Origin of the sequence: Microbacterium sp. NPDC091662 (assembly GCF_044756705.1) — a bacterium.
Lineage (GTDB): Bacteria > Actinomycetota > Actinomycetes > Actinomycetales > Microbacteriaceae > Microbacterium.
The window spans coordinates 452114-470015 of record NZ_JBIVTM010000002.1 but is presented as its reverse complement, the minus strand read 5'-3'; the positions used below and the strand labels follow the sequence as shown (position 1 = coordinate 470015).

The following is a 17902-nucleotide window of genomic DNA, read 5'->3' as shown; positions in this document are numbered from 1 at the left end:
CCACCCGGGAACCGGTGACGTGCCGACACTGCCGCCGAAGCGAGCACTCGGCTGGACTGGAGTCATCGCGGCGGAGACTCCGTTCGCACCGACTACCGGGAGCATCCCATGAACCTCATCGAGACCTTCCAGAACCTGGTCGCCCAGGTCCCCGAGCTCGTGCAGCCTCTCATCGTGGCCCTCGCCGGCGCGATCCCCTTCATCGAGGGCGAGGGTGCGGTGAGCATCGGTATCATCGGCGGCATCTCTCCGGTGATCGCCGCGATCGCCGCGATCGTGGGCAACTTCCTCTGCGTGCTGGTGGTGGTGCTGGTCAGCTCCGGAGCCAGGCAGGCCGTCGTGAACCGTTCCCGCGCCAAGACCGCGGCGCTCGTCGGTGCCGGCGGCGGCACGATCGACGAGCCGGCCGCGGATGCCGCCGTCACGGGTCGGCGCACCGCGCGTCGCGAGAAGTTCCAGCGCGCGTTCGAGCGCTACGGCGTTCCCGGGGTCAGCCTGCTCGGACCGCTCCTGCTGCCGACGCAGTTCACCGCGACGATGCTCGCGGCATCCGGCATCGGCAGGGCGCGCATCCTCTTCTGGCAGGCTCTGGCGATCATCGGCTGGACCACCATCGTGGCCGTCATCGTCGGAAGCGCGGTGTACGCGATCCGCTGATCTCCCACGGAACGGGCTGAATTCAAGATCTCTTGAGTTCAGCCTTTTCTGTATTCAACCTTTTCTGTACAGTGGAGGCGTGACCACCGCTCTCGCCTCCTTCACTCACACGGCCGCCGTCGCCCGCCTCGGGCATGCACTGTCCGACCCCACCCGCGCCGGCGTCCTGCTCGCGCTGCGAGAAGCACCGCACTATCCCGCCGACCTCGCTGAATCCCTCGGCGTCTCGAGGCAGGCGATGTCGAACCACCTCGCGTGTCTCCGCGGATGCGGGCTCGTCGAGAGCGTCCCCGACGGACGCCGCAGCAGCTACCGACTCGCGGATCGCCACCTCGCTCCGGCCCTCGACATGCTCATGCGGGTCACCCTCATCGTCGAACCGGACTGCTGCTCGGGCGAAGGCTGCACCTGCTGATGACCACCATCGCAACCGCGTCACGTCGCGAGACCCTCCACCGCCGCATCCGCCTCATCGTCGGCATCACGATCGGCTACAACCTGATCGAGGCGGTCATAGCGATCGCCGCCGGCTCGGTCGCCTCGTCGGCAGCGCTCATCGGCTTCGGGCTGGACTCCACGATCGAGGTGTTCTCCGCGGCCGCCGTCGCCTGGCAGTTCACCCGCCGCGATCCCGAGCGTTGGGAGAAGCCGACCCTGCGTGTGATCGGCGTCGCCTTCTTCGCACTCGCTCTCTACGTGACGGCCACCTCGGTGACCGCGCTCGTCACGGCCGAACGGCCTGAGCACAGCACGGTCGGCATCGTCCTGACCGCAGTTAGTGTCGCCGTCATGCCCTTCCTCTCCCTCGCGGAACGACGCGCGGGCAAGGAACTGGGATCGGCCACCGCGGTCGCGGACTCGAAGCAGACCCTCATCTGCACGTACCTCTCCGCCGCCGTGCTGATCGGGCTGGTGGCCAACTCACTGCTCGGGTGGTGGTGGGCGGATGCCGTCGCCGGTCTCGTGATCGCCGCCTTCGCAGTGCGCGAGGGGATCGAGGCGTGGAAGGGCGATGCCTGCGCGACCTCCGTCGGGATGCTCCTGGAAGACGAAGACGAACACCACGACCACGACCACGACCACGACCACTGACGCGAACAGCGCCTAGGTTGGGGGGATGGATGCCGCTCCCCTCCCGTCGCCCGCAGACCTGCGCGGACGCACGGTGATGGTCACCGGCGCGAACGCCGGCATCGGATACTGGTGCGCCGAGCAGCTCGCCGCACGTGGGGCCCGTGTGCTGTTGGGCTGCCGCTCCCCCCAACGTGCCGAGACCGCGGTCTCGGCCATCCGAAGCCGGGTACCGGATGCCGACCTGCGCGTGCAGGTACTCGACCTCGGCTCGCTCGGCAGCATCGCCCTGGCCGCTGCAGAGGTGCGCGAGCGAATCGATGCGGTCATCTGCAACGCGGGGGTGAAGGCGGCGGACCGCTCGGCGCGCACGAGCGACGGCTTCGACCTCATGGTCGGCACGAACTTCCTCGGGCATTTCGCACTCGTGGCACAGCTCGAGCCTCTGCTCGCCCCGAATGCCCGGGTGGTCGCCGTCGGCTCGATCGCGCACCGATTCGCCCATCTCGACGCCGCCACCCTCGACGCCCCATGGAGCGGCTCCTCGCTGCGCCAGTACGGACGGTCGAAGGCCTCGCTGATGGCTTTCGCTTTCGAGCTGGCGCGTCGGTGGTCCGCCTCGTCGCGCGCGGCGGTCTGTGCGCACCCGGGCTACGCGGTCGATCCGCTCACTCCCCCGCGCCGGGGCCTCGCCGAGGTGTCCGGCTTCGTCAGAGCCCTGTCCGCCCCGACCCGTGCACTCGTGCAGGGCAAGGACGGCGGGGCCCTCCCGATCGTGCATGCGGCCACCGCCGCGGATGTCGTCGACGGCGACTACTGGGGCCCGGGCGGACTGCTCGAGTTCCGTGGAGCGCCGGCACGGGTGACCGCATCGGATGAGGTGCGCTCCGCGGCGATCGGGGCGCAGCTGTGGGCCACGGCAGAGCGCCTCACCGGGGTGCGTTTCCCCGCATGATCCGGGTCGGAATGTCCGACCCCCGCGGCATGCTGTGGTCATGATCACGATGCTCGCCGCCCCGTCGAATCTCGGCCTCCGCCCGCCGGAGCCCGGGAGCGTACCGGGCGCGGCCAAGGCACCGGAGGCACTGCGCGATGCCGGCCTCTTCGCGCGCTTCGCCGAGCTCGGCGCCTCCGACTCCGGCGTCGTTCTCGCCGGCCGCTACGTCGACGACGACGGCACCAGGCCGGCCGGCCGCGTGCGCAACGAGAGCGCGATGATCGACCACTCGCGGCGCCTCGCCACGCGCATCGGCGCAGCCATCGACCGCGGTGAGGCTCCCCTCGTGATCGGCGGCGACTGCGCGATCCTCCTCGGCGCAGGCCTCGCGACCGCACGCCGCGGCGGTGTCGGCCTCGTGCACATCGACGGCCACACCGACTTCCGCCATCCCGGCAACAGCGACGAATGCGCGAGCGTGGCCGGCGAGGCCCTCGCCGCGGCCGTCGGCAGACACTGGCCGGCGATCGCCGACATCGACGGACTCGGTCCTCTCTTCCCGGCCGAGCGCACCGCGCACATCGGTCACCGCGCCGACGATGAAGATCAGGAAGAGGTGCGTGGCGTCCTCGGCAGGGTCACTCCCGCCGCCGATGTCACCTCGCTCGGCGCCGCTCGCGTGGGTGCCGCGAGCGCCGCCGTGGCCGGGGACGACTACTGGTTGCAACTCGACGTCGATGTGCTCGACCCCAGTGTGATGCCCGCGGTCGACAGTCCTGATGCGGGCGGGATCGGCGCGGCGGAGCTCACCGCACTGCTGCGGGAACTCGCGCCGCGCGCGATCGGCGCCTCCATCACGGTCTTCGACCCCGAGCTCGACCCCGACGGACGCTACGCCCGCCTGCTGGTCGAGGTGCTCACCGCGGGTCTCGGCGAGCTGGGCAGTCGGGTCGCGCGACCCTGACAGCCACGCTCCCGGCAGCTACGCTCCCGGCAGTCACCGCCCGGACTCGCACCGCCCGGACTCACGCCTCCGACTCGGTGACGGATTCGGTCATGACCCGCACACGGGCGATGCGTCGTCGATCGAGCTCGGCGACCTGGATCGTGGCTCCAGGTACTTCCACGATATCGCCGACGACCGCGAGACGTCCGAGCTGCTCGGTCACGAACCCGGCGATCGTGTCGGACGAGCCGCGCGGCATCGCCAGCCCCGTGGCCTCTTCGAAGTCCTGCAGGTTGAGCCGCCCGTCGATGCCGTCGTCCGCAGAGATGAACACCTCTGCGTCGTACTCGTCGAAGATTTCGCCGACGACTTCTTCCACGAGGTCTTCCAGGGTCACGAGACCGTCCGTGCCGCCGTACTCGTCGACGACCACCGCGATGTGATGCCCCTCCGCCCGCATGCGGGTCAGAGTCGGCAGTACCCGCGCGGTCGAGGGGATGTACGGAATGTCGCGCATCAGCGCGCTCAGCGGACGCTCCGGATCGTCGGATGCGGCCTCGAACAGATCACGCACGTGCACGAATCCGGTGATGTCGTCGATCGAGGTCTCCGAGACCGGGTAGCGCGAGAACGGAAGGTCGCGCACCTGCGCCATCACCTCGCCGACGCTCGCGGCCTCGTCGAGGGCGACGACCTCGGGGCGCGGTCGCATGACCTCGCTGACCTGTCGCCCGCGGAGGGACAGCACGTCATCGAGGATGCGCCGTTCGTCATCGGGCAGCCCCTGATGGCTCGCCACGATGTCGCGCACTTCCTCGTCGGTCATCTCATCGCTCGTCTTGTGCGGATCGCCGCCGAGCAGCCGGACGAGGGCGTTCGTCGAGACCGAGAGCAGCCAGATCACCGGCCGCATGACCGTCGCGAACCCGTTGAGGGCGGGCGCGACCGCGTAGGCGAACTGCGCGTTGCGCTGGATCGCCAGACGCTTGGGCACCAGCTCGCCGAGCACCAGCGACAGGTAGGCGATCACCAGCGTGAGCACGAGGGTCGCGACGGTGAGTGCCAGAGCGGGGGCGAGGCCCCACGACTCGAGCACCGGCGCCAGCGACGGGGCGATCGACGTCGCACCGTACGCCGCCGAGGCGAACCCGGCGACGGTCACACCGATCTGCACGGCCGAGAGGAACGTGTTGGGGTTGCGGGCGAGGGCGGCGACCTTCGCCCCACGCCGCCCGCGTTGACCGATCGCGTTGATCTGACTTTCGCGCAGCGTGACCAGCGCCATCTCCGTCGCAGCGAAGACACCGCCGATCAGCACGAACGCGAAGACGAGAGCGATGTTCCAGAGCAGGTCGCCCATCAGCGGGCCGCCTCGTCTGTGGTGGGGTGAGCGCCCGGGATGAACCGGGCGCTCGTACTGTCAGAGTCCGAAGAGTCAGAACAGCGCTGCGCGCTCAAGAGTGCTCCTTCTTGGTTGTGGTGGTGGTATCGGCGGATGAGATGTCGTGGGAGGGCTCGCCCGGTGCGCGGCGCGTCTTGATGAGGCTCGCCACCGTGGCCACCGCGATGGTCGCGCCGATGAACAGCAGCGAGAACCAGATCGGGATCTCGGGCGCCCACTCGACGCCCTGGCCCCCGTTGATGAACGGCAGCTCGTTGACGTGCAGGGCGTGAAGGACCAGCTTGACGCCGATGAATCCGAGGATGACGGCGAGGCCCTGCGCCAGGTAGACGAGGCGCTCGAGCAGACCGCCGATGAGGAAGTACAGCTGTCGCAGTCCCATGAGCGCGAAGGCGTTCGCCGTGAAGACGATGTAGGCCTGGTCGGTGAGACCGTAGATCGCGGGGATCGAGTCGACCGCGAACACCAGGTCGATGAAGCCGATCGCGATGATGGTGAGGAGCATCGGCGTGACGAAGCGCTTGCCGTTCTTCACGACCGTGAGCCGGTCGCCGTTGTACTCCTCGCTGACGGGCAGGTGCCGACGGACGAACGTCATGAAGCGCCCGTTCGCGGGGTTGCTCTCGTGATTGCTGAACGCCTGACGATAGGCGAGCACGAGAAGCAGCGCGCCGAACACGTAGAAGATCGCCGAGAAGTTCTCGATGAGCGTCGCGCCGACGGCGATGAAGATTCCTCGCAGGATCAGCGCGATGACGATGCCGATCATCAGCACCTTCTGCTGGTACTTCTTCGGCACGGCGAAACCGGTCATCACGATGAGGAAGACGAAGAGGTTATCGATCGACAGGGCCTTCTCGGTGAGATACCCGGCGAAGTACTCGCCGCCGAACGTCCACCCGGAGAAGACGCCGATACCGACGCCGAACAGCAGCGCGAGGCTGATGTAGAAGATCGACCAACGCGCCGACTCCGCGATCGTCGGCTCGTGCGGTGTGCGCACGTGAGCGAAGAACTCGTAGACGAAGAAGGCGATCGTGATCGCGATCGTGATGATCCAGATCAGGGGGGTGATATCCAAATGAGGACTCCAGACTCGGGGTACGACAGTACCGCCAAAGTCTTCTCCATTCCATGGAACATGGAACCGGTGGCCCGGGATGCGACGTGCATCCGTAATGACGACCCCACCGTGCCGGAGTACTCCCCTTGGGTGTCTTCAGATTAGGAGAAGAGGCTTTGCTCTTCCTGTGGATCTGCCGATAGCGATCCGCGCGCCCTCCGCTAGTCCTGGATGTCGGAGCGGATGAGTTCCTGCTCCTGGGCGCGATCGATGATGGCGGGCAGCACCTCGTCGAAGAAGGTGACCAGGACGGCGCGGGTCTTCACCGCGTCGCGCTCGAGGATCGCCTCCCGAAGGGACACGACGAACGCGCCGACGACCTCCCAGTCGAACGCATCCCGCGAGTGCTGGCTGAACCTCCGGATCTGCGGTCCGAGACGCTCGATGATGCCGGCGCGCGACGCGTTGCCCTCGATACGAGCGAACCCTGTGGCGGTTGCGCGGAGGGCGATGCCGAACCCCGCGACGTCGCGCGCCTTCACCGAGGCGGCCATCTCATCGGCCAGATCGGTGAGGTAGGCGATGTCGTCGTCCTGGATCAGGGGCATCACGTGACGCACCGAGCCGATCCAGATGTCTCCGAAGAGGTCGACGGCGTTGCGGACCTGATCGAGATCGATCGGAGCGACGCGGGTGTATCGATTGCGCTGCATCTCGACGAGACCGTGGTCGGCGAGGCGGTCCAGGGCGTGCCGGATCGGGGTCTTCGAAGTCCCGAGGCGCTCCGCGAGCTCGTAGTCGCGCAGACGCTCACCCGGGCGCAGCTCGCCACTGATGATCGCATCCTGCAACCGGTTGTACGCCTCGTCACTCATCGATCTGCGCTCGAGGGGTCCGCCTGAGAGTGCCACCGCTTTGTCCTCCACTCGAGCACGAATCGCAGTAGAGCCTGAAGTTCTACCTACACTGCAATGTATCGCATCCGGCGTAACGGCCGGGATGATACGGGGTCGTGGAGGTGACCGTGCGCGCGTTCACGGCGTGGGGAGAACGGCATCAGGTGACGCTGTACCTGGTGGCGATCGCCATCGGCGCGCTCGTCGGCCTCCTGGCCCCGGCGACGGCGCCCGTGTGGGAGTCGGCGATCACTCCGCTCCTCGGCGTTCTGCTGTTCGCGACGTTCCTGGGTGTGCCGTTCGCGCGCATCGGACGGGCATTCGCCGACTGGCGGTTCCTCGGCACGCTTCTGATCCTGAATTTCGTGGTGGTGCCGGCACTGGCTTTCGCAGTGAGCAGAGTGGTGGCGGCCGACGAGGCGATCCTGCTGGGGGTGCTCCTCGTGCTGCTCACCCCGTGCGTCGACTACGTGATCGTCTTCACGGGCCTGGCAGGCGGCGATCGTTCCCGGCTTCTGGCGGCGACGCCTCTGCTCATGCTGCTGCAGATGGCACTGCTCCCCGTCTATCTCTCCGTCTTCCTCGGAACGGATGCGGTGCCCGCCGTCGAGCCGCGGCCCTTCATCGACGCGTTCCTGCTGCTGATCGCGCTGCCGCTCGCACTCGCCGCACTGGCCCAGGTGCTCGCGAGCAGGTTCGCCGCGGCCCGTGTGATCGAAAGCGGGTCCGCCACGGCGATGGTGCCGCTGATGATGCTCACCCTGGCGGCCGTCGTCGCCTCGCAGGTGTTCGCCGTGGGCGACGCGTGGGGGCGGTTGTTCCTCACGGTGCCGATCTTCGCGGCCTTCGCCGTGATCGCCGCTCCCCTCGGCGCGCTCCTCGCGCGGATCGCCGGTCTGGACGTGCCGGGCCGCCGTGCGGTCGTCTTCAGCGGCGTCACGCGCAACTCGCTCGTCGTGCTCCCACTCGCGCTGGCCCTGCCCGATGCGTTCACGCTCACGCCGCTCGTCGTCGTCACGCAGACGATGGTGGAGCTGATCGTCATGGTGGCGATGGTCGCGGTGATCCCCCGCCTGGTCAGGCAGCGTTGAGCGCCGCGACGATCATCGCCCCGGCGGACCGTCGAGCACTGTCGGGACGCACTCCGACAGCTGCGCTTCCGTAATCCGCGTCATCCCCGCCGTCGAGGACGATCCACTCGGTGGAACGGATGCTTCGCGCCGAGTCTCGATCCGGGTGATGTCGTTCGAAACCCCCGGAGAGGAGTCCCGAGATCGATTGCCGTCAGTTCATCGTGCAGGGCGGTCGCCGTGCGGAACTCATGGGTGCGGATGCCCCGGCCCCGGGCCGATTCGAGATTCTCGGCCCGATCGTCGATGAAGAGGGTGGCCCCGGGCTCGACTTCGGCGAGCGCGAGGGCGGTGTCGAAGATCTCCCCGTCCGGTTTGGCGAGGCGCAGCTCTGCACTGAACACCATCAGCGAGAAGAGCTCACCGAGGACCGCCGAACCTCGGACCTCGTCCGCGAGATCGCTCGGCGCGTTCGAGAGCAGGGTGAGCTGCGCGCCACGACGATGCGCGATGCGCAGCGCCGTAATCGTCGCGAAGTTGAGGTGCGTCCAGCTCTCGATGTCGAGCCGGCGCAGAGTGAGCAGCTCTCCCCCTCGCACCCCGCGTCCGGCCACGTCCTCCCAGTACTCCTGCGCGGGGAGCCCGCGGTCGTAGCGTTCGCGGGATGCCCAGTACCGCTCGCGGAACGTCGCCGTCGGCATCCCCACCACTGCGGCCATCCCCCGAACCGCGGCCACGGGCTGCGGCTCGCTGATCACCTCCCCGAAATCCACGAGCAGATGCGTGGTCATGGTGCCTCCCGTTGTCCGAATCTCAGAACGCACACGCTACATGATCGAACGGAGATATACATGTTCGTTTACTTGAGGCCACTGCCACACGGAATCGTTGAATTCTTCGCCACGGGACTCTCGTGCAGGCTCCGAAGCGGACCATCAGATCCTTCGAAATCGCCTTCATGCTGTCCGAATGAAACAAGATTGTGTATGTTTGAGCGATGACCGGACTGTCACGGCACGACGCCATCCTCGAAGCCCTGTACACCAGCGGTCGCGTCAGCGTCGCCGACGTGGCGTCCGAGTTCTCCGTGTCCGAGGTCACCGTGAGGCGCGACCTCGACCAGCTCGCGCAGGCCGGCGTTCTCCGGCGCGTGCGTGGCGGAGCTGTGAGCGTGCGACTGCGCGGCGAGGGTCTTCCCTACTCGATGCGTCGCCTCGAAGCGTCCGACGCGAAGGAGCGCATCGCCGAAGCAGCGGCGAGACTGGTCATCGACGGCGAGGCGGTGTGCGTCGACAGCGGCACGACCGGTGCCGCCGTCGCCGAGCAGCTGGCCTCGCGACGCCTCACCGTCATGCCGTTCAGCGTGCAGGCGCTGGAGATCCTCACCCGTGGCGGGGCCGCCAGAGTGATCCTGCCGAGCGGGTCGGTCCACCCGGACGAAGGGTCGATCGTCGGCCCGCTGGTCGAGAACTCCCTGCGCGACCTCCGCTTCGACACGGTGTTCCTCAGCTGCTGCGGCGCTGCCGTCGACGCAGGCGTGACCGCCTATGATCTCGACGACGCCGCGGCGAAGCGCGCGATGATCGCCGCCGGACGTCGCGTCGTCCTCACCGCCGAAGGCGCGAAGTTCGCCCGGTCGGCGATGTCCGTGGTGTGCCGCCTCACCGACGTCGATGTGGTGGTCACCGATGCGTCCGCCCCGACCGACGTGCTCGACGAGCTCCGTGCTGCCGGTGTCGAGGTCATCGTCGCGGCGGGAGCGTCGGGTGAGTGACGACAGCGGCGCGGCGACGCGAACGGCGAAGGCCTCGACCATCCGCGTCGTCCTGACGCATCCGCTGTATCGGGCGTCGACGCTCGCGCTCTTCCTCTCGGGGTTGGGCATGTCGGCAGCCGCGCCGCTCATCGCGTCGTTCCTGGTCACGGAGCTCGGGGCCTCGCTGACCGTCGCCGGCCTCTACTACCTGACCAGCCTCACGGCGCCTGTCGCCGGCTACCTGGTGGGCGCACGCTCCGACCGCACAGGCCGTCGACTCGGACTCTTCCGGTTGTGCGCTGTCGCCGGGTTCGCCGGGTGGCTGGGTATCGCGTACTCCACCGAACTGTGGATGCCGTTCGTCATCAGCGCAGTGGTGCTCGGGTTCGCCGGCGCGGCGACTTCGCAGTTGTTCGCCGCGATCCATGACGAACTCACCGCCGAGCCGACCGCCGCGGATGACGGCGTCGTCGCCGTGGTGCGCATGGCCCTCACCGCCGGATGGGTGATCGGCCCCGTCCTCGGTTCGTTCCTCGCGGCGTACGCGGGCTATCGGACGATGCTGATCTTCGTCGCGATCGCCACCCTCGCCCAGATCCTTCCGCTCGGCACCCTGCGCAGCACCCCGCCGCCACCCAGCGGAGCCCCCGAAACTCCCGGCGCCGGCGCAGCACCGAAGACAGCACCTTCCCTTCGCGCGATGCTGCCCCTGCTGGCATTCACCGCGCTGTACATCTGCGTCTACGCCGGAGAGTCGGTGAAGTACGCCTACCTTCCCCTGTACATGAACGAGCAGCTGCGCCTGGCCCCCGAGGTCAGCGGCGCGATCATCGGCATCCAGCCGCTGGTCGAGCTCGCCCTGATGCCGCTCGCCGTGGTCGTCGGTCGGCGAGTCGGTATGACCAGACTGATGGCGTTCGCCGCCGCTTGCGGCGTCGGTGCGAACCTCTTCTTCGCGTTCTCGGGCACGGCCGCCGGGCTCTTCGCCGGACAGATCCTGATGGGCGCGGTCTGGGGTGTCTTCGCCGCCTTGGGCATCATCGTCGCTCAGCGTCTGCTGCCGACCGCGGTAGCGACGGCCTCCGCGATCTTCCTCAGCTCGACCGCGATCAGTTCCGCGATCGGCGGGCTCGCCGGCGGTCTCGGAGCAGCCGCGATCGGTCTCCCGCTCGTCTTCGTGATCCCCGCGGGATTCGCCGCCGTCGCGGTGATCGGACTGCTGATCATGAGCCGCGGGGAGTCGTCCCGATCCTGGACGCGCACCCAGGTTGGGCGCGTACCGTCAGCCGCAGAGGGCACAACCGAAGATCAGAACGCGACGCCCTGAACGGCCCTCCGCGAGAAGAACAACACCTCCGCCGCCCACCTCGGGCGACGCCGGAGACGAGGTCATCATGGACGTCATCCGTCCGACCGTCCGCACCCGTCCACGCGACAGCGCGTCTCGGGCATCGAGCACCTTCACCGAGCTGGCGAAGCAGGTCCGCGAACGAGGACTGCTGCACCGACGCTACGGCTACTACTGGACGAAGCTCATCGCCGCCCCGATCGCCGTGGGCGTGTGCCTGCTCGCGTTCCTCTGGATCGGCGACACCTGGTGGCAACTGTTCACCGCCGCCGTCCTGGCGATCGTGTTCACCCAGATCGCGTTCCTCGGTCACGATGCCGCGCACCGGCAGATCTTCGTGTCCGGCCGATGGAACGACTGGATCAGCATCATCCTCGGCGACCTCCTCGTCGGCATGAGTTACGGATGGTGGCAGCACAAGCACACCCGCCACCATGCCAACCCGAACAAGCTGGGCTCCGACCCCGACATCGAACTCCCCGTCATCGCCGTCTCCCCCGAGGCCGCGGCACGGCACCAGGGACCTGTCATCACGTGGCTGCGCGGACATCAGGGCGTGCTGTTCTTCCCGATCCTGCTCCTCGAAGGCCTCTCGCTGCACGCCTCGAGCGTGCGGCGGATGTTCGTGCGGGGCCGGCTCGAACGCCGGTGGGCCGAGATCACGTTCCTCAGCGTCCGCATGATCGGCTACCTGGTGCTGGTGTTCATCGTGCTGTCCCCCGGGACCGCCGTCGTGTTCCTCGCGGTGCAGCTGGGCCTGTTCGGGTTCTACATGGGGATCGCCTTCGCTCCGAACCACAAAGGCATGCCGGTCGTGCCCCGGGACATGACCCTGGACTTCCTGCGCCGACAGGTACTGATGAGCAGGAACGTGCGCGGCGGCCGCTTCCTCGACGTCGCGATGGGCGGTCTGAACTACCAGGTCGAGCACCATCTGTTCCCGTCGATGCCCCGCCCGCATCTGCGTCTTGCTGCCCCGATCATCGCCGAGTACTGCCGGGAGCATGACGTGCAGTACACGCAGGTCGGCCTGTTCACGTCGTACGCGATCGTGGTGCGCTACATCAACCGGGTCGGACTCGGCGAGCGCGACGTCTTCAGCTGTCCTCTCGCGGATCAGCGGCTCGCCATCGGGGCGCCGCTCCGGCCCTGATTCGGGCGCTAGCCGCTGACGGTCGCGACCATCCGGTCCAGGTCGGCGTCGAGTTCGGCGTCGACCACCTGCCGGACCGGGGTGGCGTCGTGGTACGAGATGATCTCCTCCGCCCCGGTCCAGAACGGCACCCGGGATCGGAACTCGGGGACGATGCGCCGGATCTTGGCGGTGTCGAAGACCATCGGATGCGCCCTGTCGCCGTGCAGGTCCGCCGCGAGCGATGGCCGGACGGCGGCGATCGCGTCGGACGACACGTGCACCAGTTCGGGGTGGACTCCGGCCGCCTCGCCCAACCAGGTGTAGATCTGATCCCACGTCGGAGCGTGGTCCCCCATGATGTGGAAGACGTCGCCGAGCACGTCGCGACGACCGAAGAGACCGACGAACCCCACCGCGAAGTCGGTCGAGTGCGTGATGGTCCACGGCGACGCGCCGTCTCCGTGCACGACGACAGGCCTGCCCTCGCGCATCCGCGCCACGTCGTTCCATCCGGCCAGCGTGGGCATGCTGGTGCGATCGTAGGTGTGCGACGGACGGACGATCGTCGCGGGAAAGCCCTGGTCGCGATACGCGGTGGCGAGGGCGTCCTCGCAGGCGATCTTGTCACGCGCATACGCGGAGAACGGATTGCGGAGAGGCGTCGATTCGGTGATCGGGAAGCGCAGCGGCGGCTTCTGGTACGCCGATGCGGAGCTGATGAAGACGTACTGCCCTGTCCGACCGGCGAAGCGGGCGATGTCGGCGTGCACATGGGCGGGTGTGAAGGCCGTGAACTGCGCCACCACGTCGAATTCGCGGTCCCCGAGCGCAGCCTGCACCGCGTCGGGGTCACGGATGTCGCCTTGCAGCAGCTCCACCTCTTCCGGCAGCGGCCGCTCGTCGGACCGTCCACGGTTGAGCACGGCGACCCGATGCCCGAGTTCCACCGCCCGTCGCACGGAAGCCGCGCTGATGACCCCGCTGCCGCCGATGAAGAGGATGTCCTGTGCGCTCATGTCCTGATCCTGTCATGTCGTCCGCAGCAGGTCGGCGTCGTATCGAGACAGTGGGTGCGCCGTGAGCGATACGCGCGTACGCGCATGCTTTCCGTGAGGGCCCCTCCCTGGGCATGATCGCCGAGGCATAGGACGGAGTCATGACCCTCACCGAGATCCTCCCCACCCTTCGACAGAGCATTCCCACTCCCCTCGACCGATGGAGGTGGCCGGTGCACACGCACCCGACGACGAACGATGTCGTGGTGGGAGGAATCTCGCTCATGCGACTGTTCGAGATCAGCGGATCACCCGCGGTGCTCACAGGCGACCTGCCGCTGCCGACCGCGGGAACCGACGTGACCGTGCTGCTGTTCCGCATCACACTGCGCGTCGACACCAAGGAAGACAAGCGCATCGCGCTCACGGACTGCTCGTTCGACGGGGTGGATGCCGCGTGGGAGGAATGCCGCCTCATCGGCCGGGCTTCTTCTGCGCGGACCACGAGTATCGAGCTGATCCCCGGCGAAGACGGCGGCGTGGCCTGGCCGCACCCGATCGTGCCCCTCCCCGCTGATCTTCGGGAGGGCGATCTCGTGGTCGTCCCCTGCATCGGAGCGGTGACGCTGAGCAACGTCCGGCCGCGCACTGCGGGAGCCGTGGCACTCCCCGCGGAGGCATCACGATGACCGTCCTGCACACGGTGCTGCACTCGACGGCCTTCGTGTGGAACGACCCGCGACGTGACGTGCGCCAGCTGTGGCCGACGGACACGGTGATAGGCGCGCAGGACATCGTCGTGGCCGGACGCTCGCTGACCGATCTCGCTCGGGAGCGACACACGCCGTGCGTGCTGATCGCGCCGGTCGCCGCGTCGGCCACGCATCCCGAAGCGGACGCGCACGTGACTTTGGTGGTGGCACGGATCACCGCGCGCGAGGAACCCCTGGGATGGCATCGTGAGGTGTCTGCGACCGTCGACTGCGATCTCCGTGCGATCATTCCGCTGGTCACCCATGTCGAGCTGTTGAGCACTCCACGGGCTCGAGACCTGGTGCAGACGGTCCTCCGCACCGACGAAGACGACACACGGCTGCACGCCCGGCTGCCGAAGGTGCTCTCCCCCGGCGACCTGATCGTGTTCGCGTGCACCGGTGCTCTCGCGCTGAGCCAGGTCGCACCGCGCACGCGCACCGCCGCCGTCGCGGTCGTCGACGCCGTCGCCGTCGCGGAAGATGTCGAAGAGACAGGTGGCGTGTGCCGCAAGTATCGGGGTGAGCCGTTCGCCGACTAGCGCGTCGGCGCGCTGCTGCGCCCGTGCGCACGACCGCTCAGCTCGGCGTCGAGCGTCTCCTGCGCGACGCGCATCTGGTCGGCATACTCGGGCTGCTGCAGCCGCTGCCACATCACTTCTTCATCGACCTCCTCCACATGGCTCACGACCCACCAGATGTTGCCGAAAGGGTCTTTGATCCGCCCACCGCGCTGGCCGAAGGCGTTGTCGCTGAGCTCGGTGACCACGCTCGCGCCCGCAGCGACCGCTCGCGCGAAGGCCCCTGCGGCATCGGGCACCCATACGCGCAGCAGACTCGGCATCACCGGCCACTCCGGTCGACGGTCGAAGGCCAGGACGACGGTGTCGCCGATGCGTATCTCACCGTGGCCGATCAGACCGTCTTCCGTGGCGACCCGCGCCAGTTCCTCACCATCGAAGACCTGGGAGATGAAGTCGAGCAGCGCACCGGTGTCGTCGGTGACGACCCAGGGGGCGACGCTCGTGTAGCCGTTCGGGGCTGCGCTCGTGGATGCAGTCATGGCTCTTCCCTCTTCCCGGTCTTCCGATTGAGGCACACCGTAGAAGGGACCACGGACACTCGTCGCGCCGAGGTGTGGCGTTCTCGGCCCTCGTGCTGACGATGCGCCGCCGAATCATCGGCCCGCCTGTTCGATCTCGGAGAAGTTCCGTAATCAAACCGTTGCATTCGTTATCTCGCCGTTATACAGTGATCACACGGTGAATGTTTGCTGTGGCACTCACCGCATGTGATTGCAGGACACTCTTGGTGCAAGGGACAAGGGCCGGTCGGGAGCCTCTCCGACCGGCCCTTTACTGTTCGCACTATTCTGTGAGGATGACCGATCGCAAGCTCGCCCTGGAGGCCTGGGAGAGCCTGTTCCGCGCGCAGCACGAGCTGTTCACCGAGATGATGAGCGACTTCGAGCACAGCGATATCGCGCAGGCAGAGTACGACGTGCTGCTCACCGTCACCCGCTCCCCCGACATGACCGCGCGGTTGCGCGACATCACCTCGAACATGCTGATCAGCCAGCCCAGCGTCTCGCGCCTGGTCGATCGCATGGTCACGCGTGGACTCGTGGCGAAATGCGCCGACCCTGACGACGGGCGCGGTGCACTGATCCGGGCGACGGATGAGGGGGCGCGGGCCTTCCGCTCGCTCGCCACCGTGCACGGGCGCTCGATCGCCGACCGCATGTCCCGTCTCGACGACGACGAGCTGCGCGCCCTGCGCGACCTCGCCGAGAAGCTCCGCACCCGCTGACGCCCCTCGCCCTCGGCCTCGCCACCTCCCCTGCCCGCACCCCCTGACCAGGCGGCCCTGCCCCTGCCCCCCCCCCCCCCCCCCGCAGGAGGAGATCTCCTCGTCGGGCGGACGTATGGCCGAAGACCTTCCTCCCGACGTCGAGTTTTCCGCCCACCACGATGCCCCCGGAACGGCCTCTCTGCATTTCTGGCAGGGTGGGGGGCGAAGGCGCGCACCACGGCGCGCTCGGGACCGCCCCTTCGGGGGGACCAGGGAGGTCATTCATGGAGATCGCCGGAATCGTCGGCATCCTCGTCATCGTCGGAATCGCGGTCGTCGTCGCCGTCGTCGTTCTGCTCATCCTGCTGCTGTTCGCACGTAGCTGGATCAAGGTCGCTCGAGCCGACGAAGCACTCGTCATCTCGGGCCGCAAGCAGAAGGTGCAGCGCGCGGTCATCGCCGCCGACGGATCGAGCACATCCGAGATGTCGGAGTCGCCCGTCACGGTCATCGTGAACGGCAAGTCACTCGTCAACCCGATCACGCAGCGCCACGAGATCATCTCCCTGCGTTCGCGTCAGGTCTCCCTCAACGCCGAGGCGCAGTCACTCGACAGCGTCACGCTGAACGTCGACGGCGTCGCGATCGTGAAGATCGGCTCCGACCCGATCCTGGTCCGGCGAGCGGCCGAGCGTTTCGCCTCGCAGGACAAGGCCATCGAGCAGTTCACCACCGAGCAGCTCGAAGGCGCGCTCCGCGGAATCGTCGCGACGCTCTCGGTCGTCGAGCTGATGCGCGAGCGCAAGAAGTTCTCCGACCAGATCGCCGCCGATGTCTCTCAGGAGCTCGCCGAGCAGGGTCTGATCCTCGACTCGTTCCAGATCAAGGGCATCACCGACAAGGTCGGCTACATCCAGTCGCTCGGTGCCCCCGAGATCCAGGCGAAGCGTCAGTCTGCCGAGATCTCGCAGACCAACGCCGACCGTGCGATCAACCAGAAGAACATCGCCAACCAGGAAGCCAACCTGATCGAGCAGACCGCGCTCGACACCAACACGGCCAACTCCGACTCCGGCATCGGTCGCGCCCGCGCCGAAGCCGAGCAGGCCGAGGCGCTCGCGCGCGCCCAGGCCGAGCAGGCAGTTCTGCAGCAGCAGGCTGAGAACAAGCAGGCTCAGCTCGACGCCGACATCAAGCGCGTCGCCGATGCGCAGCGGTACGAGGCCGAGACCCGCGCTCAGGCCGAGCTCTACACGCGCGAGCGCGCGGCAGAGGCCGCCGCGATCGAGCAGGTCAAGCAGGCCGAGGCCCGCACCCGCATCGCCGAACAGCAGGCTCAGGCCGACAAGGCCCGCGCCGACGGTGAGGCCGCCGCCGCGATCGCGAAGGCGAGTGGTGAGGCGAACGCCCTGCGCGCCCAGGCCGAAGCAGAGGCCGAAGCCCGCCGTCTGCGCGCCAGCGCCGAGGCCGACGCCATCCGCGCCGAGGGTGACGCGCGAGCCGCCGCTCTCGAGGCCGAGGCGAAGGCCATCGCCTCGAACCAGGACGCGTTCCTCTCGCAGCGCGTGCTCGAGGTGCTGCCGTCGATCATGGCCGAGTTCTCCAAGGGCTACGCGGCGATCGGCAACGTGTCGATCATCGGCAGCTCGGGCGAAGACGGCGCCTCGAACGTCGTCGGAGCCGACAGCGCGAAGGCTCTGCGCTCGGTGTTCGACAGCGTCCACTCGGCGACGGGGCTCGACCTCGCGGGCATCATCCAGGGTCAGGCCGTCGGCCGTGGCTTCGGCGCAGGGGTCGCCGAGGCCACGCCTCCTGCACCCGCACCGCGTGTCTCGACGCCGACGACTCCGCCACCGCCCGCACCCGCGGCTCCCGCAGCGGAGTAGACAGCGCACATCAGTGGATGCCGCGGCCGATCCGGTCGCGGCATCCGCTGTTTCACGGCCAGGCAGCCCTCTTGCCGGTTCACAACTCAGGACGCCTGTCCCCTTCGGCTCCCGGACGGCCCACTCGGTCGACTTCCCCGCAGACCTCCTGAGTTGTGAACGGCTCCGGACATCGCCCGACCGGGCAGACTGGACGA

The 17902-nt window shown here is 68.1% G+C and carries 19 protein-coding genes; 13 read left to right on the top strand and 6 right to left on the bottom strand.

The genetic code is table 11. The annotated features are described in order from the left end of the window. Positions 1–108 precede the first annotated feature (108 nt). From ACIQLD_RS15530 to ACIQLD_RS15510, 5 genes are all read left to right on the top strand, one after another. Positions 109–657 carry a small multidrug efflux protein gene (locus tag ACIQLD_RS15530; RefSeq protein ID WP_402609354.1) on the top strand — a complete coding sequence of 183 codons (549 nt, stop codon included), beginning with the start codon at positions 109–111 and terminating at the stop codon, positions 655–657. A 79-nt stretch (positions 658–736) separates the two neighbouring features. Next, positions 737–1072 carry an ArsR/SmtB family transcription factor gene (locus ACIQLD_RS15525; RefSeq protein ID WP_402609352.1) on the top strand — a complete coding sequence of 112 codons (336 nt, stop codon included), beginning with the start codon at positions 737–739 and terminating at the stop codon, positions 1070–1072. Further along, entirely contained in the window at positions 1072–1749 is a 678-nt protein-coding gene (locus tag ACIQLD_RS15520; protein WP_402609350.1) for a cation transporter, read from the top strand. Before ACIQLD_RS15525 ends, ACIQLD_RS15520 begins: the two co-directional genes overlap by 1 nt. A 25-nt stretch (positions 1750–1774) precedes the next feature. Next, positions 1775–2683, top strand: coding sequence for an SDR family NAD(P)-dependent oxidoreductase (locus ACIQLD_RS15515; RefSeq protein ID WP_402609348.1), 909 nt, complete (start codon positions 1775–1777; stop codon positions 2681–2683). 40 nt (positions 2684–2723) lie between these two features. After that, complete coding sequence (locus ACIQLD_RS15510; protein ID WP_402609346.1) at positions 2724–3629, top strand: arginase family protein; 906 nt, start codon at positions 2724–2726, stop codon at positions 3627–3629. A gap of 61 nt (positions 3630–3690) precedes the next feature. Here ACIQLD_RS15510 and ACIQLD_RS15505 read toward each other — a convergent pair whose 3' ends face one another. The 3 genes from ACIQLD_RS15505 to ACIQLD_RS15495 all read right to left on the bottom strand — a co-directional run bounded on the left by ACIQLD_RS15505 (position 3691) and on the right by ACIQLD_RS15495 (position 6987). Beyond that, positions 3691–4971, bottom strand: a complete 1281-nt coding sequence (locus ACIQLD_RS15505; RefSeq protein WP_402609344.1) for a hemolysin family protein — start codon at positions 4969–4971, stop codon at positions 3691–3693. Positions 4972–5065: 94 nt separating this feature from the next. Then, positions 5066–6094 carry a TerC family protein gene (locus tag ACIQLD_RS15500; protein ID WP_402609342.1) on the bottom strand — a complete coding sequence of 343 codons (1029 nt, stop codon included), beginning with the start codon at positions 6092–6094 and terminating at the stop codon, positions 5066–5068. Between the two features lie 203 nt (positions 6095–6297). Continuing rightward, on the bottom strand, positions 6298–6987 hold the full coding sequence (locus ACIQLD_RS15495; RefSeq protein WP_402609340.1) for a GntR family transcriptional regulator: 690 nt from the start codon (positions 6985–6987) through the stop codon (positions 6298–6300). Positions 6988–7100: 113 nt separating this feature from the next. On the opposite strand from ACIQLD_RS15495, the gene ACIQLD_RS15490 reads away from it, so the two are divergent. Then, the gene (locus ACIQLD_RS15490; protein WP_402609339.1) at positions 7101–8063 is read left to right on the top strand and encodes an arsenic resistance protein; all 963 of its coding nucleotides are present in this window, start codon (positions 7101–7103) and stop codon (positions 8061–8063) included. Positions 8064–8143: 80 nt separating this feature from the next. Here ACIQLD_RS15490 and ACIQLD_RS15485 read toward each other — a convergent pair whose 3' ends face one another. Beyond that, positions 8144–8833 carry an HAD family hydrolase gene (locus ACIQLD_RS15485; RefSeq protein ID WP_402609335.1) on the bottom strand — a complete coding sequence of 230 codons (690 nt, stop codon included), beginning with the start codon at positions 8831–8833 and terminating at the stop codon, positions 8144–8146. Positions 8834–9039: 206 nt separating this feature from the next. Here ACIQLD_RS15485 and ACIQLD_RS15480 point away from each other — a divergent pair, with 206 nt between their 5' ends. The 3 genes from ACIQLD_RS15480 (at position 9040) to ACIQLD_RS15470 (ending at position 12299) form a co-directional block, all read left to right on the top strand. Further along, complete coding sequence (locus tag ACIQLD_RS15480) at positions 9040–9816, top strand: DeoR/GlpR family DNA-binding transcription regulator (protein ID WP_402609333.1); 777 nt, start codon at positions 9040–9042, stop codon at positions 9814–9816. Then, positions 9809–11125: an MFS transporter gene (locus ACIQLD_RS15475; RefSeq protein WP_402609332.1), complete on the top strand. Its 1317-nt coding sequence runs from the start codon at positions 9809–9811 to the stop codon at positions 11123–11125. Before ACIQLD_RS15480 ends, ACIQLD_RS15475 begins: the two co-directional genes overlap by 8 nt. A 67-nt stretch (positions 11126–11192) precedes the next feature. Next, on the top strand, positions 11193–12299 hold the full coding sequence (locus ACIQLD_RS15470) for a fatty acid desaturase family protein (protein WP_402609330.1): 1107 nt from the start codon (positions 11193–11195) through the stop codon (positions 12297–12299). 8 nt (positions 12300–12307) lie between these two features. On the opposite strand, the gene ACIQLD_RS15465 is transcribed toward ACIQLD_RS15470, so the two are convergent. After that, on the bottom strand, positions 12308–13297 hold the full coding sequence (locus ACIQLD_RS15465) for an SDR family oxidoreductase (protein ID WP_402609328.1): 990 nt from the start codon (positions 13295–13297) through the stop codon (positions 12308–12310). Positions 13298–13437: 140 nt separating this feature from the next. On the opposite strand from ACIQLD_RS15465, the gene ACIQLD_RS15460 reads away from it, so the two are divergent. Beyond that, positions 13438–13965 carry a hypothetical protein gene (locus ACIQLD_RS15460; protein ID WP_402609327.1) on the top strand — a complete coding sequence of 176 codons (528 nt, stop codon included), beginning with the start codon at positions 13438–13440 and terminating at the stop codon, positions 13963–13965. Further along, a complete protein-coding gene (locus ACIQLD_RS15455) occupies positions 13962–14570 on the top strand; it encodes a hypothetical protein (RefSeq protein WP_402609325.1) in 609 nt (202 codons plus the stop codon). Before ACIQLD_RS15460 ends, ACIQLD_RS15455 begins: the two co-directional genes overlap by 4 nt. Here the strand turns inward: ACIQLD_RS15455 and ACIQLD_RS15450 are convergent. Then, positions 14567–15091 (bottom strand): VOC family protein, encoded by a 525-nt coding sequence (locus tag ACIQLD_RS15450; RefSeq protein WP_402609323.1) that lies wholly within the window; start codon positions 15089–15091, stop codon positions 14567–14569. The genes ACIQLD_RS15455 and ACIQLD_RS15450 overlap by 4 nt on opposite strands. Before the next feature lie 317 nt (positions 15092–15408). Between ACIQLD_RS15450 and ACIQLD_RS15445 the strand changes: the two genes are divergently transcribed. After that, positions 15409–15837, top strand: coding sequence for a MarR family winged helix-turn-helix transcriptional regulator (locus ACIQLD_RS15445; protein WP_402609321.1), 429 nt, complete (start codon positions 15409–15411; stop codon positions 15835–15837). A 266-nt stretch (positions 15838–16103) separates the two neighbouring features. Further along, the gene (locus ACIQLD_RS15440) at positions 16104–17705 is read left to right on the top strand and encodes an SPFH domain-containing protein (RefSeq protein ID WP_402609319.1); all 1602 of its coding nucleotides are present in this window, start codon (positions 16104–16106) and stop codon (positions 17703–17705) included. The last annotated feature ends 197 nt before the right edge of the window (positions 17706–17902 follow it).

What these genes read in the sequence shown, in the direction of transcription:
- ACIQLD_RS15530 (WP_402609354.1), top strand. Translation starts at nt 109, where the DNA reads ATGAACCTCATCGAGACCTTCCAGAACCTGGTCGCCCAGGTCCCCGAG.
- ACIQLD_RS15520 (WP_402609350.1), top strand. Translation starts at nt 1,072, where the DNA reads ATGACCACCATCGCAACCGCGTCACGTCGCGAGACCCTCCACCGCCGC.
- ACIQLD_RS15515 (WP_402609348.1), top strand. Translation starts at nt 1,775, where the DNA reads ATGGATGCCGCTCCCCTCCCGTCGCCCGCAGACCTGCGCGGACGCACG.
- ACIQLD_RS15510 (WP_402609346.1), top strand. Translation starts at nt 2,724, where the DNA reads ATGATCACGATGCTCGCCGCCCCGTCGAATCTCGGCCTCCGCCCGCCG.
- ACIQLD_RS15505 (WP_402609344.1), bottom strand. Translation starts at nt 4,971, where the DNA reads ATGGGCGACCTGCTCTGGAACATCGCTCTCGTCTTCGCGTTCGTGCTG.
- ACIQLD_RS15485 (WP_402609335.1), bottom strand. Translation starts at nt 8,833, where the DNA reads ATGACCACGCATCTGCTCGTGGATTTCGGGGAGGTGATCAGCGAGCCG.
- ACIQLD_RS15480 (WP_402609333.1), top strand. Translation starts at nt 9,040, where the DNA reads ATGACCGGACTGTCACGGCACGACGCCATCCTCGAAGCCCTGTACACC.
- ACIQLD_RS15470 (WP_402609330.1), top strand. Translation starts at nt 11,193, where the DNA reads ATGGACGTCATCCGTCCGACCGTCCGCACCCGTCCACGCGACAGCGCG.
- ACIQLD_RS15465 (WP_402609328.1), bottom strand. Translation starts at nt 13,297, where the DNA reads ATGAGCGCACAGGACATCCTCTTCATCGGCGGCAGCGGGGTCATCAGC.
- ACIQLD_RS15460 (WP_402609327.1), top strand. Translation starts at nt 13,438, where the DNA reads ATGACCCTCACCGAGATCCTCCCCACCCTTCGACAGAGCATTCCCACT.
- ACIQLD_RS15455 (WP_402609325.1), top strand. Translation starts at nt 13,962, where the DNA reads ATGACCGTCCTGCACACGGTGCTGCACTCGACGGCCTTCGTGTGGAAC.
- ACIQLD_RS15450 (WP_402609323.1), bottom strand. Translation starts at nt 15,091, where the DNA reads ATGACTGCATCCACGAGCGCAGCCCCGAACGGCTACACGAGCGTCGCC.
- ACIQLD_RS15445 (WP_402609321.1), top strand. Translation starts at nt 15,409, where the DNA reads ATGACCGATCGCAAGCTCGCCCTGGAGGCCTGGGAGAGCCTGTTCCGC.
- ACIQLD_RS15440 (WP_402609319.1), top strand. Translation starts at nt 16,104, where the DNA reads ATGGAGATCGCCGGAATCGTCGGCATCCTCGTCATCGTCGGAATCGCG.